The organism is Kitasatospora sp. NBC_01266 (genome assembly GCF_036242395.1).
In the GTDB taxonomy this organism is placed as follows: Bacteria; Actinomycetota; Actinomycetes; order Streptomycetales; family Streptomycetaceae; genus Kitasatospora.
In genome coordinates, this window is sequence record NZ_CP108458.1 from 1,732,676 (window position 1) to 1,751,429 (window position 18,754).

Below are 18,754 nucleotides of genomic sequence, written 5' to 3' on the forward strand. Positions count from 1 at the left end.
CAAGCATGACGTGAGGTCAGCTCAGGACAGCCCGAACTCTTCGTCGATCAGATCGAAGAGGTCGTCGTCCGTCGCTGTGTCGATCTCCCGGGCCCCGGCCTCCGGGCCGGTACCGGTGTCCTGGATCGCCCGCCACTTGGACAGCAGCGTCTCCAGGCGGGCGGTGACCGCCGCCCCCGTGCTGTCGCCGGGTGCGATGGCCGCCAGTGCGGCTTCCAGGGCGTCGAGTTCGCGCACGGCCGGGGTCGGCGCCGCCGACTCGTCCAGCTTGAGCTCGACGCGCAGGTACTCCACCAGGGCCTTGGGGCTCGGGTGGTCGAAGACCGTGGTCGCGGGCAGCCGCAGGCCGGTGGCCGCGCCCAGGCGGTTGCGGAACTCCACCGCCGTGAGCGAGTCGAAGCCGAGTTCCTTGAACGGGCGCTCGACGTTGACCGCGCTCGCCGACTCGTGGCCGAGCACCACCGCCACCTGGCCGCAGACCAGGTCGAGCAGCGCCCGGTCCCGCTCGGCGGGGGCCAGCCCCGCCAGGCGCTGGGCCACGCTCGCCTCGCCCTCGGTGCCGGCCGGGCCGGCGGTGGCGGTGCGGCGGACCGGGCCCCGGACCAGGCCGCGCAGCAGCGGCGACAGGCCGCCGTGCGCCGCCTGGGTCCGCAGCGCGGCCAGGTCCAGCTCGATCGGGACCAGCAGCGCCTCGGGCCGCGTGAGGGCGGCGTCGAAGAGCGCGAGTCCGGTCTCGGTGGCCAGTCGCAGGGTGCCGCCACGGGCGGTCCGGCTGAGGTCGGCCTGGTCGAGGTGGCCGGTCATCGTGCTGGACTGCTCCCACAGGCCCCAGGCCAGCGAGCTGCCGGGCAGGCCGTGGGCCTGCCGGTGCTGCGCCAGTGCGTCCAGGTAGGCGTTGGCCGCCGCGTAGTTGCCCTGTCCGGCCGCTCCGAAGGTGGAAGCGGCGGAGGAGAAGAGCACGAAGGCGGCCAGGTCCAGGTGGGCGGTGAGGCGGTGCAGCTGCCGGGCGGCGTCCGCCTTGGGCCGCAGCACGGTGTCCAGGCGCTGCGCGGTCTGCGAGCCGATCACGCCGTCGTCCAGCACGCCCGCCGCGTGCACCACCGCGGTCAGCGGGTGCTCGGCCGGGATGGCGTCGAGCACGGCGGCCAGTTCGGCGGCCTCCGCCACGTCGCAGGCCTCCAGCTGCACGGTGGCGCCCAGCTCCTGGAGCTCGTCCAGGAGTTCCGGTGCACCGGCGGCCTTGAGACCGCTGCGGCTGAGCAGCAGCAGGTGCTTGATGCCGTGCTCGGTGACCAGGCGGCGGGCCACCAGGGCACCCAGGGTGCCGGTGGCGCCGGTGACCAGGGCGGTGCCCTGCGGGTCCAGCGGCCGGGGCACGGTCAGCACGACCTTGCCGATGTGCTTGGCCTGGCTGACGAACCGGAAGGCCTCGCGGGCCTCGCGGACGTCCCAGGTGCGCACCGGCAGGGTGCGGATCGCCCCGGCGGCGAAGAGCCGCAGCAGTTCGGCGAGCAGTTCGGCGGTGCGCTCCGGCCCGGCCTCGGCCAGGTCGAAGGCGCGGTAGCGGATGCCCCGCGGCGCCTCGGAGCGGATGTCCGTCTTGCCCATCTCGATGAACCGGCCGCCGCGCGGCAGCAGTTCGAAGGAGGCGTCGACGTACTCCCGGGCCAGCGAGTTGAGGACCACGTCCATGCCCTCGCCGCCGGTCACCGCGTGGAACTTGTCGCGGAAGTCCAGGTCGCGCGAGGAGGCGATGTGGTCGTCGTCCAGGCCGAGTTCGCGCAGCGTGTCCCACTTGCCGGGACTGGCGGTGGCGAAGACCTCCGCACCCAGCCGGCGGGCCAGCTGGATCGCGGCCATCCCGACACCGCCGGCGCCGGCGTGCACCAGCACCCGCTCACCGGCGCGCAGGCCGGCCAGGTCATCGAAGGCGTAGAGCGCGGTGAGGAAGACGATCGGCACCGAGGCGGCCTGGGCGAAGCTCCAGCCCTCGGGGATCCGGGCCACCGTGCGGTGGTCGGTGACCGCCAGCGGGCCGAAGCCGCCGGTGACCATGCCGAGCACCCGGTCGCCGACCGCGAGGCCGGTGACGGCGGCGCCGGTCTCCACCACCACACCCGCGCCCTCGCTGCCGAGCAGCGACGGGTCCGGGTACATCCCGAGCCCGATCAGCACGTCGCGGAAGTTCAGGCCGCCGGCCCGCATCGCCAGGCGCACCTGGTGCGGCTCCAGCTCCCGTTCGGCGTCCGGGGCGGCCTGCAGTGCCAGGCCCTCCAGGGTGCCCTCGTCCACCACGGCCAGCCGCCACGGCGCGGTGGCCGTGGCCGGTACCGGGATCGGGGTGGACAGGGCCGCCGCGGTGGCCGTCCGGGCCAGTCGCGGGGTGAGCACCGCGCCGCCGCGCAGCGCGAGTTGCGGCTCGGCACAGGCGAGGGCGGCGGCGAGCGCCTCGGCGGAGTCCACCGTGTCGTCGGTGTCGACCAGTTGCAGGCGCAACGGGTTCTCCGACTGCGCGGAGCGCACCAGACCCCAGACGGCGGCCGCCGCCAGGTCGGTGACGTCCTCGCCGGCGCCCGTGGCCAGCGCGCCACGGGTGACCACGCTGAGCCGCAGCGCCTCGAAGGCGGGCTCGGCGAGCCACTGCTGGAGCAGCTCCAGCGCCTGGTGGGTGGCCGGGTGCACGTCCTGGGCGGGGCCGTCGGACGACAGCCGGACGACCACCGGGCGACCGGCCGCCGCCAACTCGGCGGCGTGCGGCACCAGATCGGCCAGCGTCTGACGGTCCGTCAGAGTCCAGGGCTCGACCGCCGAGGCGGCGTCGGCGGCGTCGGCCGCGCGGACCCACTCCATCCGGTAGAGGGACTGGGCGGCGGGGCCCTCCTGGGCCGCGTTCAGCAGTTCGGCGGCGATCGGCCGCAGCGTCAGCGCGTCGGCCAGCGCCACCGGGGCGCCGGTGGCGTCCGCCACCTCGACCGAGACGGCGTCGGCGCCGGCCGGGGCCAGCTTGACCCGCAGCGCGGTGGCGCCGCCGGCCAGCAGCGAGACGTTGGACCAGGCGAACGGCAGCAGGGCCCGGGGCCCGGCGTTCTCGTCCACCAGGCCGACCTTGGCGCCCAGGCCGATGGTGTGCAGGGCGGCGTCGAGCAGCGCGGGGTGCAGGCCGAAGGCCGCGGCCTGGGGCCGCTCCGCCTCGGGCAGCCGGACCTCGGCGAAGACCTCGGTGCCGCGCTTCCAGACGGCGCACAGGCCCTGGAAGGACGGGCCGTAGCCGTAGCCGCGCTCGGTCAGGCCCTCGTAGAGGCCCTCGATGTCCACCGGCTGCGCACCGGCCGGCGGCCAGCTGCGCAGGTCGGTGGCGGTGCCGGCGGGCGCGCCCTGGGCCAGGATGCCGCTGGCGTGCCGGATCCAGATCTCCTCGGTGATCCCGGCCTCGCCGGCGCCCTCGGGGCAGGAGTGGACCTCCAGCGTGCGCCGACCGTCGGCGTCCGCCCCACCCACCCGGGCCTGGAGGCGCACGCCCCCGCGCTCGGGCAGCACCAGCGGGCTCTCCAGGGTCAGCTCCTCGATCAGGTCGCAGCCGACCTGGTCGCCCACGTGCACCGCCAGTTCGACGAACGCGGTGCCGGGCAGCAGCAGCGTGCCCAGCACGGCGTGGTCGGCGATCCAGGGGTGGGTCTGGGTGGAGAGGCGGCCGGTGAAGAGCAGGCCGGCGCCGTCGGCCAGCGCGATCGCCGCGCCGAGCAGCGGGTGCTCGGCGGTGCCGAGACCGGCGGTGGTCACGTCGCCCGTGCGGGCGGCGAACATCGGCGGCCAGTACCGGCGGCGCTGGAAGGCGTAGGTGGGCAGGTCGACATGGTCGGTGCTGCCGTAGAGCCGGTTCCAGTCGACAGTGGCGCCGTTGACGAAGGCCTCGGCGAGCGAGGTCAGGAAGCGGGTCGCGTCGCCGCGGTCGCGGCGCAGGGTGCCGAGCGCGATGCCGCCGCCGTTGGCGTCCAGGGTGTCCTGGACTCCGACGGTGAGGACGGGGTGCGGGCTGGACTCGACGAAGACGCGGTGTCCGGCCTTGGCCAGTTCGGCGATGGCGTCCTGGAGCCGGACCGGGTGGCGCAGGTTCTCGTACCAGTAACGCCCGCCCAGCTCACCGGGCTTGACCCAGTCGGCGGTGTAGGTGGAGAACATCGGGATGCTCGGCGTGAGCGCGACCACCGGGGCCAGCGCCTCGGTGATCTCCGCCTCCAGCAGCTCCATCTGCGCCGAGTGCGAGGCGTAGTCCACCTTCACCCGGCGGGCGTCGACGCCCGCCTCGGCGCAGACCACCATGAACTCGTCCAGCGCGGCGGCCTCACCCGAGACCACCACCGAGCCGGGACCGTTGACGGCGGCGATGCCGACCCGGCCCTCGAACCCGGCCAGCAGCTCACCCGCCGTCGAAGCGGAGGCGAAGAGCGACACCATGCCACCCGAACCCGCCACCCGTGCCAGCGCCTTGGCCCGCAGGGCCACCACGCGGGACGCGTCCTCGAGCGAGAGCGCACCGGCCACGCAGGCGGCGGCGATCTCACCCTGCGAGTGGCCGACCACGGCGGACGGCGTGATGCCCATCGAGCGCCAGAGGGCGGCCAACGACACCATCACGGCGAAGAGCACCGGCTGCACCACGTCAACCCGCTCCAGCAGCGCGGCATCCGTCAGCGCATCCTCCAACGACCAGTCCACGAACGGCGCCAGCGCCGCCGAGCAGGCCGCGATCGACTCCGCGAAGACCGGCGAAGCGGCCAGCAGACCGGAGGCCATGCCGACCCACTGCGAACCCTGACCCGGGAAGACCAGCACCATCCCGCCACTGCCCAGCGCCCGGCCGGTCAGCGCGTTCTCGAAGTCGCCGTCCAGCACGACCATCCGGTCCTCGAAGACCGAACGCCCGCGCACCAGCGCCGCGCCGACCGCCGCCGGCTCCGGCGCCAGCTCCGGCTCCGTGCCGAAGGCGGCCAGCCGCTCGGCCTGCGCCCGCAGCGCGGACTCGCCCTTCGCGGAGAGCACCCAGGGCACCACCGGAGCGTCGATCACCATGTCGGCCTCGATGCTTGACGGAACGTCAGCGACCGGCGCCTGCTCCAGGATGGTGTGCACGTTGGTGCCGCTGACCCCGAAGGAGGAGACCGCCGCACGGCGCGGGGCCGCGGTCGCGGGCCACTCGGTCGCCTCGGTGAGCAGTTCCACCGCTCCGGCCGTCCAGTCCACATGCGGGGTGGGCTCGTCCACGTGCAGGGTCTTCGGCAGCACGCCGCTGCGCATCGCCATGACCATCTTGATCACGCCCGCGACGCCCGAAGCCGCCTGGGTGTGGCCGATGTTGGACTTGATCGAGCCCAGCCGCAGCGGGTTCGCGGCGTCCCGGTCGCGGCCGTAGGTGGCCAGCAGCGCCTGCGCCTCGATCGGGTCGCCCAGCGTGGTGCCGGTGCCGTGCGCCTCGACCACGTCGATCTGGTCGGCCGTCAGGCGGGCGTTGGCCAGCGCCTGGCGGATCACCCGCTGCTGCGACGGACCGTTGGGCGCCGTCAGACCGTTCGACGCACCGTCCTGGTTGATCGCCGAGCCCCGCACCACCGCGAGCACCGGGTGGCCCAACCGCTGCGCGTCGCTGAGGCGTTCGACCAGCAGCATGCCGACGCCCTCGCCCCAGCCGGTGCCGTCGGCCGCCGCCGCGAACGGCTTGCAGCGGCCGTCGGCGGCCAGGCCGCGCTGGCGGCTGAACTCGATGAAGGCACCCGGGGTGGTCATGATCGTCACACCACCGGCCAGTGCCATCGTGCACTCGCCGTTGCGCAGTGCCTGGACCGCCAGGTGCAGCGCGACCGAGGACGAGGAGCAGGCGGTGTCGACGGTGACCGCCGGGCCCTCCAGGCCGAAGGTGTAGGAGAGCCGGCCCGAGACCACACTGGCCGCCGCGCCGGTGCTGCCGTAGCCCTCGGCGGTCTCCGGCGCACCGAGGAAGAGGGCCGGGTAGTCCTGGCCGTTGGAGCCGACGAAGACACCGGTCCGCGAGCCGCGCAGGCTCTGCGGGTTGAGACCGGCCCGCTCCATCGCCTCCCAGGAGGTCTCCAACAGGAGCCGCTGCTGCGGGTCCATGGCCAGCGCCTCGCGCGGCGAGATCCCGAAGAACTCGGCGTCGAACTCGCCGGGCCCGGTCAGGAAGCCGCCGGTGCGGACGTAGGAGGTGCCGCGCTGGTCCGGGTCCGGGTCGTAGAGCCGCTCCAGGTCCCAGCTGCGGTCGGTCGGGAACTCGCTGACCGCGTCCCGCTCCGCCACCACCAGCTCCCAGAGCTGCTCGGGCGTGCTGACCCCGCCGGGGAACCGGCAGCTCATCGCGACGATGGCGATCGGCTCGCCGTCAGCGGTACCGGCGGCGGTGGTGAGCTGCTCGGCGCCCGCGTCGCCCAGCAGTTCGACGCGCAGCAGGGCGGCCAGGTGCTCGGCGGTCGGGTAGTCGTAGATCAGCGTGCTGGGCAGGCTGAGCCCGGTCACCGCGTTGAGGCGGTTGCGCAGTTCGACGGCGGTCAGCGAGTCGAAGCCGAGGTCCTTGAAGGCGCGGCCGGGGTCGACCGACTCGAAGGACGGGTAGCCGAGCGCGATCGCCACCTGGTTGCGGACCAGGGTGAGCAGGATCCGGGCCCGCTCCTCCTCGGTGCGGTCGGCCAGGTCGCGGAGCAGGCCGTTGGACTGCTCGTTCTCGGCGGCGGCGGTGCGCTCCAGCTCGGCGATCGCCTCGCGGGCCTCGGGGATGCGGCGCAGCAGCCGGCTGGGCCGGGCCGACACCTGGGCGGAGACCAGGCGGCTCCAGTCGATGTCGGCGACGGTGACCAGCGTGTCGTCCTGGTCCAGGGCCTGCTGCAGCGCGTTGATCGCGGCCTCGGGCGCCATCGGCAGCACCGCGCCACGGCGCATCCGCTCCTCGGCCGCACCCTGGGCGGCCATGCCGCTCTCGGCCCACGGGCCCCAGGCGATCGAGGTCGCCGGGAGTCCGGCGGCCCGGCGCTGGGCGGCGAGCGCGTCCAGGTGGGCGTTGGCGGCGGCGTAGTTGCCCTGGCCGGGGCCGCCGAGGGTGCCGGCGATGGAGGAGAAGAGCACGAAGGTGTCCAGCTCCCGCTCCTCCCGGGTCAGTTCGTGCAGGTGCTGGGCGGTGGTCGCCTTGGCGGCGAGCACGGTGTGCAGCCGCTCGGGGGTCAGGGTGTCGAGGATCCCGTCGTCCAGCACGCCGGCCGCGTGGAACACGGCACCGAGCGGACGCTCGGCCGGGATCCCGGCGAGCAGCGCCCGGACCGCCTCGCGGTCGGCCATGTCGCAGGCCGCCACGGTGGCTTCGGTGCCCGACTCGGCCAGCTCGGCGACGAGTTCCGCCGCGCCGGGGGCGGCCGGACCGCGCCGGCTGGTCAGCACCAGGTGCTGGGCGCCGTTGCGTGCCAGCCAGCGGGCCACCTGGGCGCCGAGCGCGCCGGTGCCGCCGGTCAGCAGCACGGTGCCGCGCGGACGCCACGGGCCGTTCGCCGGGGTGACGGCGGGCAGCGCCCGCTCCAGCCGAGCCCCGTAGAGGCCGGTGGTGCGAACGGCCAGCTGGTCCTCGGCGCCCTGCAGCAGGGCGGTGCCGATCCGGGTGGCGCTCGGCCCGTCCAGTTCGGCGGGGAGGTCGAGCAGGCCGCCCCAGCGGTCCGGGTGCTCCAGCGCGGCGACCCGGCCGAAGCCCCAGAGCTGCGCCTGGGTCGGCACCGCGCCACCGTCGGCGGCGTTCACCGCGACCGCGCCGCGGGTGGCGCACCAGAGCGGCGCGGCCAGCTCGGCGTCGCCGAGTGCCTGGAGCAGCAGGAGCGTCGCGGCGAGCGGCTCGGGGTCGGTCAGCGCGAGCAGCGAGAGCACCCCGGCGGGCGTCTCGCCCTCAGTGGCCTCCCGGGCCAGCCGCTCGGCCAGCTCGGCGCGGGACGGCGAACCGTCGACCAGCAGCTGACGGAGGGTGAAGCCGGCCGCGGCGAGGGCCTGGCCGATCTGCTGGACCTGGTCGTCCTGGTCGGCCGAGTTCACCACCCACCAGGTGCCGGACGGCGCCGACGGGGTGGCGCCCGCCAGCGACTCCCAGCGCAGCGCGTACCGCCAGCCCTCCAGCAGTCGCTGGCCCTGGTGGCCGCGCCGCCAGGCGGAGAGCGCCGGGAGTACCTCGCTCAGCGAGCCCGCGCCGTCCAGCCGCAGAGCGGCCGCCACGGACTCCAGGTCCTCGCGCTCGACCGCCTCCCAGAACAGCGCGTCCACGCCGTCCTGGTCGTCGGCCGCGCCCGGGCGGCGGGCACCGCTGGCGATCTCCGGCCAGTAGCGGTCGTTCTGGAAGGCGTAGGTCGGCAGGTCGGTGGTGGCGGACCCGGTGCCGGTGAAGACGGCGGACCAGTCCAGCTCCAGGCCGCGCACATAGGCGCCGGCCAGGCCGGTGAAGAGCGCCTCGACCTCGCCGCGCCCGGCCCGGGCCACCGGCAGCGCGGCGGCCGCGTCGGGAACCAGGGCGGCGAGCACGCCGTCGGGGCCCAGCTCCAGGAAGGTGCGGACACCGTGCTCCTGGAGGGTGGCGACGCCGTCGGCGAACCGGACGGCCTCGCGGACGTGGCGCACCCAGTAGCCGGGGTCGGTCAGGTCCTCGAAGCCACCGGTCAGGTTGGAGACGACCGGGATCCGGGGCTGCGCGTAGGTGAGGGACTCGGCGACGGCCCGGAACTCGGCGAGCATCGGGTCCATCAGCGCGGAGTGGAAGGCGTGGCTGACGGTGAGGCGCTTGACCTTGCGGCCCTCGGCGCGGAACGCCGACTCAAGGGCGGTGATGTCGGCCTCGGCGCCCGAAACGACGATCGAGTCGGGCCCGTTGACGGCGGCGATGTCCACCATGCCGGTCAGGGCGGCGCGGACCTCGTCCTCGGTGGCCTGGACGGCGAGCATCGCGCCACCGGCGGGGAGCGCCTGCATCAGGCGACCGCGAGCGGCCACCAGGCGGCAGGCGTCCGCCAGCGACCAGAGGCCCGCGACGTGCGCGGCGGCCAGCTCACCGATCGAGTGGCCGGTGAGGTAGTCCGGGGTGACGCCCCAGGCCTCGAGGAGGCGGAAGTAGGCGACCTCGATCGCGAAGAGTCCGGCCTGCGTGTAGACGGTCTGGTGCAGCAGCTCGGAGTCCTGGTCGAACAGCACCTCGCGCAGCGGGCGGGCCAGCTCGGCGTCGAACTGGGCGCAGACCGCGTCGAGCGCGTCGGCGAACACCGGGAACACGGCGGACAGCTCGCGGCCCATCCCCACGCGCTGGCTTCCTTGACCGGACATCATCACCGCCACCCTGCCCCCAGCAGTAACCCCGCGCACCACTCCCGGTGCCTCTCCGCCGGCGGCGAGCGCATTGAGCCCGGAACGGAACCCGTCCGCTCCTGCCGCGATCACCACCGCACGGTGTTCGAACCTAGAGCGACCCCGGGCCAGCGAGAACCCCACATCGGCCGGGCTCGACCCCGCACCGTCCCCTAGCCAGGCCGCCAGCCGCCCCGCCTGCCCGGCAAGAGCAGCGGTTCCCCGGCCCGCGAGCACCCACGGGACGACCGGGAGGTCCACCCCTGCCGCCGGCTCGGGGGCCGGGGCGGGCAGGCCCTGTTCGATGATCACGTGGGCGTTGGTGCCGCTGATCCCGAAGGCCGAGATGCCGGCCCGGCGCGGCCGCTGGTGCTCCGGCCAGGCGGTCTGCTCGGTGAGCAGCTCGACGGCGCCGGCGGTCCAGTCGACGTGCGAGGACGGGGCGTCCACGTGCAGGGTCTGCGGCAGCACCCCGTGCCGCATCGCCATCACCATCTTGATGATGCCCGCCACACCGGCAGCCGCCTGGGTGTGGCCGATGTTGGACTTCACCGAGCCGAGCAGCAGGGGTGCCGCCGCGTCCCTCCCCTGACCGTAAGTGGCCAGCAGGGCCTGCGCCTCGATCGGGTCACCGAGCGCGGTGCCGGTGCCGTGCGCCTCCACCGCGTCCACCTCGGCGGCGCTCAGGCCGGCGCTGGCGAGCGCCTGGCGGATCACCCGCTGCTGGGACGGACCGTTGGGCGCCGTCAGGCCGTTCGACGCACCGTCCTGGTTGACGGCCGAACCACGGACCACCGCGAGGACGGGGTGACCCAGCCGCTGCGCGTCGCTCAGCCGCTCCACCAGCAGCATGCCGACGCCCTCGCCCCAGCCCGTACCGTCCGCCGCCTCCGCGAAGGCCTTGCAGCGGCCGTCGGCGGCCAGGCCGCGCTGGCGGCTGAAGTCGATGAAGACACCCGGGGTGGACATCACGGTCACACCGCCGGCCAGCGCCATCGTGCACTCGCCACTGCGCAGCGCCTGCATCGCCAGATGCAGCGCGACCAGCGAGGACGAGCAGGCCGTGTCCACCGTCAGCGTCGGACCCTCAAGACCCAGCGTGTAAGCCACCCGGCCCGACACCACCGCAGCCGCGTTGCCCGTGCCCAGGTGGCCCTCGGCCGACTCCACCGCACTCAGCAGCAGCACCGGATAGTCCTGACCGTTCGTCCCGACGAACACACCCGTGCGGGAACCACGCACCGACAGCGGATCAACCCCCGCCCGCTCGAACGCCTCCCAGGAGGTCTCCAGCAGCAACCGCTGCTGCGGATCCATCGACAGCGCCTCACGCGGCGAGATCCCGAAGAACGACGGGTCGAAGCCGCCCGGCTCCTCCAGGAAGGCACCCACCCGGACATACGAGGTCCCCGCGTGATCGGCATCCGGGTGATACAGCCGCTCCAGATCCCACCCGCGATCGGCCGGGAACTCACCCACCGCGTCCACACCCGACGCCAGCAGCGACCACAACCCCTCGGGCGAGACGATCCCACCCGGGAACCGGCACGCCATCCCGACGATCGCCACCGCGTCGTCCACCGACGCCTGGACGAGGCCGGTGGACTCCAGCAGCGCCTCGGGCGCGGTGCCCAGCAGTTCGCCGGCGAGGTACTCCGCCAGTACGGCGGCCGTCGGGTAGTCGTAGACCAGCGTGGTCGGCAGCCGCAGGCCGGTCATGCCGTTCAGGCGGTTGCGCAGGTCGACGGCGGTCAGCGAGTCGAACCCCAGGTCGTGGAACGGCCGTTCGGCGTCCACGGCGTCCGCCGTGGCGTGGCCGAGAGCCAGGGCGGCCGACAGGCGGACCGCCTCCAACAGGGCCGCCGCCCGGTCGGCCGGCGAGAGCGCGGCGAGCTTGCCGGCGAAGCCGGACTGCTCACCACTCTCGGTGTCGCTCGGCCGCGAACCGGCCTCGAGCGCCCGCACGGCCTCCGGCACGCCGTCCAGGACCGGCAGGCGGCGAGCGGCGGTCAGACCGGGTGCGTAGCGCGACCAGTCGATGTCGGCGACGACCGCGGTGGTCTCGCCCTTCGCCAGCAGGAGTTCGAGCGCCTGGAAGGCACCCTCCGCCGTCAGCGGGGCGAGCCCGCCCCTGCGCATCCGGTCCTCGACCACGGACTCGTCGGCGGCCATTCCGGCGCCCGCCCACGGACCCCAGGCCACCGAGGTGGCCGGCAGACCCAGCGAACGACGGTGCACCGCAAGCGCGTCCAGATAGGCGTTCGCGGCCGCGTAGTTGCCCTGACCCGCCGCACCCAGCGTCCCCGAGAGCGAGGAGAAGAGCACGAACGCATCCAGCTCCTGACTCTGCGTCAACTCGTGCAGATACCAGGCCGCATCGGCCTTGGCTGCCACTACCGAACGCAGCCGCTCGACCGTCAGACCCTCGAGCACGCCGTCGTCCAGCACGCCGGCCGTGTGCACCACGGCCGACAGCTCGACACCCGCCAGCACCTCCGCCAACGAGTCGCGATCGGCCACATCAGCGGCAACCAGCGACACCTCGACACCGCTGCCGCGAAGCTCCTCAGCAAGGTCGGCAGCACCCGGCGCATCCGCACCACGACGGCTCAGCAACACCAACCGCTCAACACCCCGACCCGCCAACCAGCGCGCCACCCGCACACCCAGCGCACCCGTCCCGCCGGTCACCAGCACCGTGCCGCGCGGCTCCCAGCCTTCGCCGTCGGTGGCCAGGGCGGCCCGCTCCAGCCGGGCCGTGAAGACGCCCGACCCGCGCACCGCCACCTGATCCTCGACCGACTGCCCCAGCACCGCACACAACCGAGCCGCAGCCCGCGCGTCCAACACCTCCGGAACATCGACCAGACCACCCCAGCGCTCCGGGAACTCCAGCGCCGCCACCCGACCCAGACCCCAGACCAGGCCGCCCCTCGGAGCGGTGAGCACATCCGAACGCCCCACCGACACCGCACCCCGGGTCAAGCACCACACCGGCGCAGCCAACCCCAACTGCACCAGCGCCAGCACCGACTCGACATCGTCCAGCAGCGACACCACGGCACGGAAGTCACCGTCGCTCACCGCCTCGACCGACTCCGCACGCACCACCTCAGCGGCACCATGCGCCAGCAACGCCGCAGCAACCGCATCCGCCAGACCATCCGCCGCACCCACCAGCAGCCAACGACCGGACAGCGAAGCCTTGTTCGCACCCGCCCACGGCTTCCAGCCGAGCCGGTACTGCCGGCTCTCGCTCGCCGACTGCTCACGCCGGCGACGGCGCCAGGAGGAGAGCACCGGGAGCACCGGCGCCAGCGCCTCCAGCGGGGAACCGCCCTCCAGGACCGCGAGCGCGTCCAAGTCCTCGCGCTCGACGGCCTCCCAGAACCGCGCCTCCACCGGATCGCCCGCACCGGCCACCGGCGCGACGGCGCCGGGCAGGCCCATCTCCAGCCAGTAGCGGGTGCGTTGGAAGGCGTAGGTGGGCAGCTCGACCCGGCTGGCCGGCGAACCCGCGAAGTAGGCCGGCCAGTCGACCGCGACACCGCGCACGTGCAGCGCACCGAGCGCGGCGACCAGCGTCCGCGGCTCCTCGCGGTCCCGGCGCAGCGCGGCCACCAGGCGGGACGGCGTGCTCTGCGCCGCCTCCCGCTCGGCCAGCACGTCCGCGGCCATCGCGGTCAGCACGCCGTCGGGGCCCAGCTCCAGGAAGGTGCGCACGCCCTGCTCGTGCAGCGTCCGCACGCCGTCGGCGAAGCGCACTGCCTCGCGGACGTGGCGCACCCAGTAGCCGGGGTCGGTCAGCTCGCCGGCCAGCGAGCCGGTCAGGTTGGAGACCACCGGGATCCGGGGCTGCGCATAGCTCAGCGACTCGGCGACCGCACGGAACTCCGCCAGCATCGGCTCCATCAGCGGCGAGTGGAAGGCGTGGCTGACCGCCAGCTTCTTCACCTTGCGACCCTCGGCCCGCCAGGCCGTGGCCAGCTTCGCGACGGCCGTCCTGCTGCCGGATACCACGACCGACCGCGGGCCGTTGACCGCCGCGATGTCCACCCGACCGCGCAGCGCGGCGCGGACCTCCTCCTCGGTGGCCTGCACCGCGAGCATCGCACCGCCCGCCGGCAGTGCCTGCATCAGCCGGCCGCGGGCGGCAACGAGCGTGCAGGCGTCGGCCAGCGACCAGACACCCGCGACATGCGCGGCGGCCAGCTCACCGATCGAGTGCCCCGCCACGAAGTCCGGGGTCACCCCCCACGACTCGAGAAGCCGGAACAGCGCCACCTCGATCGCGAACAACCCGGCCTGGGTGTAAGCGGTCTGGTCCAGCAGGTCCGAGTCGGTGTCGAACAGCACCTCCCGCAGCGGCCGGTCCAGCTCCGCGTCGAACCGCGCGCAGACCGCGTCCAGCGCGTCCGCGAACACCGGGAACGCGGCGTGGAGTTCACGCCCCATCCCGGCCCGCTGGCTGCCCTGCCCGGAGAACAGCACCGCGGACTTGGCGGCCGAGGTGCTGCCCCGCACCGCGCCCGGCGCCTCGCCGTGCTCGGCGAAGGCGGCCAGCGCGTCGAGCAGGGTGGCGCGGTCGGTGCCGGTGATCACCGCGCGGTGCTCCAGGGTGGCGCGGCCGGTGGCCAGCGAGTAGCTGACGTCCAGCGGCGCGGCCTCGGGGTTCCGGGTCAGATGCTCGTGCAGGCGCGCGGCCTGGGCGAGCACCGCCTGCGAGTCGCGCGCCGAGACGAGCAGCGGCAGCACGGCCGGGGCCATCCCGTCGGCGTCCTGCGCGACCTCGACCGGCGCGGCCTGCTCCAGGATGACGTGCGCGTTGGTCCCGCTGACGCCGAAGGAGGAGACGGCGGACCGGCGCGGGCGGCCGGTCTCCGGCCATTCCTGATGCTCCGTCAGCAGCTCGACGGCGCCCGCCGTCCAGTCCACGTGCGGGGTGGGCTCGTCCACGTGCAGGGTCTGCGGCAGCAGTCCGTTGCGCATCGCCAGCACCATCTTGATCACACCCGCGACACCGGCGGCCGCCTGGGTGTGGCCGATGTTGGACTTGATCGAGCCCAGCCGCAGCGGTGCTCCCGCACCACGGTCGCGACCGTAGGTGGCCAGCAGCGCCTGCGCCTCGATCGGGTCACCGAGCGCGGTGCCGGTGCCGTGCGCCTCGACCGCGTCGATCTGATCGGCCGTCAGCTTGGCGTTGGCCAGCGCCTGGCGGATCACCCGCTGCTGCGCGGGGCCGTTGGGAGCGGTCAAACCGTTCGAAGCGCCATCCTGGTTGACGGCCGAGCCGCGCACCACGGCGAGCACCGGGTGGCCCTGGCGACGCGCCTCGGAGAGCGGCTCGACCAGCAGCATGCCCGCGCCCTCGGACCAGCCGGTGCCGTCCGCGCCGGCCGCGAAGGCCCGGCAGCGGCCGTCGGTGGAGAGCCCGCCCTGCTTGGAGAACTCGGTGAAGATCCCCGGCGTCGCCATCACGGTCACGCCGCCCACCAGCGCCATCGAGCACTCACCACTGCGCAGCGCCTGAGCGGCGAGGTGCAGGGCCACCAGCGAGGAGGAGCACGCGGTGTCGACGGTGACCGCCGGCCCCTCGAAGCCGAAGGTGTAGGAGAGGCGGCCGGAGACCACGCTCGGGGTGTTGCCGGTGAGCAGGTGCCCCTCGACGCCCTCCGGCATGCTCAGCAGGCCGGTGCCGTAGCCGGAGGCCGCAGCGCCGACGAAGACGCCGGCCCGCGAACCGCGCACCGTGGCCGGGTCGATGCCGGCCCGCTCCAGGGTCTCCCAGGCGACCTCGAGCAGCAGGCGCTGCTGCGGGTCCATGGCCAGCGCCTCGCGCGGCGAGATGCCGAAGAATCCGGGGTCGAACTCGCTGGCGCCGTAGAGGAATCCGCCCTCGCGGACGGAGGAGGTGCCGGCCCGCACGGCCTCGGGGTCGTAGAGGCCGTCCAGGTCCCAGCCACGGTCGGTCGGGAAGTCCCCGATCGCGTCGCCGCCGGTGCTGACCAGCTGCCACAGTGCCTCGGGCGAGTCCACCCCGCCCGGGAAGCGGCAGGCCATCCCGACGATCGCCAGCGGCTCTTCCGCACCGACAGTGGTCACGACCGCCGCCGCAGTGGCAGCGGAGGCCGTCACCCCGCCCAGTTCGCCCGCCAGTTCGCCCAGCACGTACTCGGCGAGCAGCTGCGGCGTCGGGTAGTCGAAGACCAGGGTGGCCGGCAGCCGCAGGCCGGTGGCTCCGCCCAGGCGGTTGCGCAGCTCGACGGCGGTCAGCGAGTCGAACCCCAGCTCCTTGAACGCCCGCCCCGGCTCCACCGCGTCCGCCGAACCATGGCCCAGCACGGCAGCCGCCGCACCACGGACCAACTCCAGCACCGCGCGGCCACGGTCGGCCTCGGCGAGCGGCACGAGCCGCTCCACCAGCGCCGAGCGGCCACCGGTCGCGGTCGCCGCGCCCGCCACCCGGCGCACCGTGCCGCGCACCAGACCGCGCAGCACCGGCGGAAGCGCCCCGGCGGCAACGGCACCGCGCAGCGCGGCCAGGTCGATCCGCAGCGCGACCAGCGCGGCACCGGCCGAGTTGATGCCCGCGTCGAGGAGCGCCAGGCCCTCGGTGCGGGAGAGCGGCAGCAGGCCGCCGCGCGCCATCCGCGAGACGTCCGCGTCCGACAGGGCGGCCGTCATGCCGCCCGACTGGTCCCACGGGCCCCAGGCGAAGGAGGTGCCGGGCAGGCCGAGCGAGTGCCGGTAACCGGCCAGACCGTCCAGGTAGGCGTTGGCGGCGGCGTAGTTGGCCTGGCCGCCGGCGCCCAGGGTGCCCGCGACGGAGGAGAAGAGGACGAAGGCGGCCAGGTCCTGACCCAGCGTCAGCTCGTGCAGCGCCCAGGCCGCACCGGCCTTCGGCGCCCAGACGCCCGCCAGGCGCTGCGCGGTCTGCGAACCGATCACGCCGTCGTCCAGCACACCGGCGGTGTGCACCACGGCGGTCAGCGACCGGCCCGCCAACACGGCCGCCAGCGCGTCACGGTCGGCCACATCGCAGGCCACCAGCTCGGCGGCGGCACCCAACTCGGCCAGCTCGGCGACCAGTTCCACCGCGCCGGCGGCCTTGGCGCCGCTGCGGCTGAGCAGCAGCAGGTGCTTGATGCCGTGCTCGGTGACCAGGTGGCGCGCGACGAAGCCGCCCAGGGTGCCGGTGGCGCCGGTGATCAGCACCGTGCGCTCGGGGTCGAGTTGCCGAGGCACGGTCAGCACGACCTTGCCGATGTGCTTGGCCTGGCTGACGAAGCGGAAGGCGTCACGCGCCTGGCGCACGTCCCAGGACCGGACCGGGGAGAGCTCGATGGCCCCGGACGCGAACAACTCCAGCAGCTCGGAGAGCAGTTCACCGATCCGCGCCGGACCGGCCTCCACCAGGTCGAACGCCCGGTAGGCGACACCCTCGGGAGCGGCGGCGCGGATGTCGGTCTTGCCCATCTCCAGGAACCGGCCACCGCGCGGCAGCAGGCTCAGCGAGGCGTCGACGAACTCGCCGGCCAGCGAGTTGAGCACCAGGTCCACGCCTTCGCCACCGGTGACGGCGAGGAACTTCTCGGCGAATCCGAGGTCACGGGAGGAGGCGATGTGCTCGTCGTCCAGGCCGAGTCGGCGCAGCGTGTCCCACTTGCCGGGGCTGGCGGTGGCGAAGACCTCCGCGCCCAGGTGGCGGGCCAGCTGGATCGCCGCCATGCCGACGCCGCCGGTGCCGGCGTGCACCAGCACCCGCTCACCGGCCTTGACCGCACCCAGATCCGTCCAGGCGTAGAGCGCGGTGAGGAAGACGATCGGGACCGAGGCCGCCTGCGCGAAGCTCCAGTCCTGCGGCAGCCGGGTGACCATCCGCTCATCGGCGATCGCCAGCGAGCCGAAGCCGCCCGCGAACATGCCGAACACCCGGTCGCCGACAGCAAGGCCGGTGACGCCCGGACCCACCTCGGCGACCACACCCGCGCCCTCGCCGCCCAGCAGGCCGGCCGGACCGGGGTACATGCCCAGCGCGCTGAGCACATCACGGAAGTTGACGCCGGCCGCCCGCACCGAGATCCGCACGTGGCCCTCGGGCAGCTCGACCTCGGCGTCCGGGGCGGGCACCAGGCGCAGCGCGTCCAGCGTGCCGCGCTCGGTGCTGTCCAGCCGCCATGCCACCGACTCGGCCGGGACGGCGAGTTCGGCCTCGGCGGTGACCCGGGCCAGGCGCGGCGCCAGGGCGGCGCCGCCGCGCAGCGCGAGCTGGGCGGTGTCAGCGGTCAGACCGGCCAGGGCGCCGGGCAGCGCGGCCCAGGAGTCGGCCGTGCCGTCCACATCGGCGAGCACGAGGCGGCCGGGGTTCTCGGCCTCGGCGGAGCGCACCAGGCCCCACAGGGCCGCGCCCGCCAGGTCGGTGACCGGCTCGCCGGGCACGGTGGCGACCGCGCCCTGGGTGAGGATCACCAGGCGGGCGGCGGCGAACCGGTCCGCCGCCAGCCAGCGCTGCACCAGTTCCAGCACCCGCTCGGGCGCTCCCGCGCCGCCGCTGGGCGCGAGCACCAGGGCGGGGGCGGGGTCGGCGAGGGCGTCGAGGTCGGCGACGGACACGACCGCCAGGCAGGCGGCGGCCGGGTCGAGCGCACCGAGCACGGTCAGCGGCTCGGTGACCACGGCCGGAGCCTCGGCGGGCAGCGTCTCCCAGGCCAGCCGGTACATCGGATCGTGGTCGGGCGCCGGTTCGCTGCGCAGCTGCTCGGCGGAGACCGGGCGCAGCACCAGCGAGTCCACCGAGGCCAGCGGCGCGCCGGCCGGGTCGGCGATGGTGAGCGCCACCGCGTCGGGCCCGGCGGCGGACAACCGCACCCGCAGCGCGGACCCACCGGTGGCGTGCAGCGAGACACCGGTCCAGGCGAACGGCAGCCGGCCCTGGCCGGCGGCCCGCTCGGCCTCGGTGACCGCGATGAAGTCGCCCAGGCCGACCGCGTGCAGGGTGGCGTCGAGCAGCGCGGGGTGCAGGCCGTAGGCAGCCGCGTCGGCCTGCACGCCCTCGGGCAGCACCACCTCGGCGAAGACCTCGGCGCCGCGCCGCCAGGCGGCGCGCAGGCCCTGGAACATCGGGCCGTAGCCGTAGCCCTGGGCGGTCAGGTGCTCGTAGTGGCCACCGACCTCCAGCACGGTCGCACCCGCCGGCGGCCACTCCAGCAGGCTCTCGGGCGCGCTGCCGGCAGTCGCCGGGCTCAGCTCGCCGAGCGCGTGGCAGGTCCAGCTCGCCTCCGCGTCGAGCGCGGCGGTGGCCGCCTCGGCCGGGCGGGAGGAGATGGTGACCGAGCGCCGGCCGTCCTGGTCCGCGCCGCTGACCCGCACCTGCACCCGGACGGCCGCG

At 74.7% G+C, this 18,754-nt stretch carries 1 protein-coding gene (only partly in view); it reads right to left on the reverse strand.

The annotated features are described in order from the left end of the window. Positions 1–21: 21 nt before the first annotated feature. A protein-coding gene (locus OG403_RS07470) for a type I polyketide synthase (RefSeq protein WP_329562470.1) crosses the window boundary here: on the reverse strand, positions 22–18,754 show its 3' portion. It continues 16,637 nt past the right edge of the window; only the last 18,733 of its 35,370 coding nucleotides appear in the window; its start codon lies beyond the right edge, outside the window; the stop codon is at positions 22–24.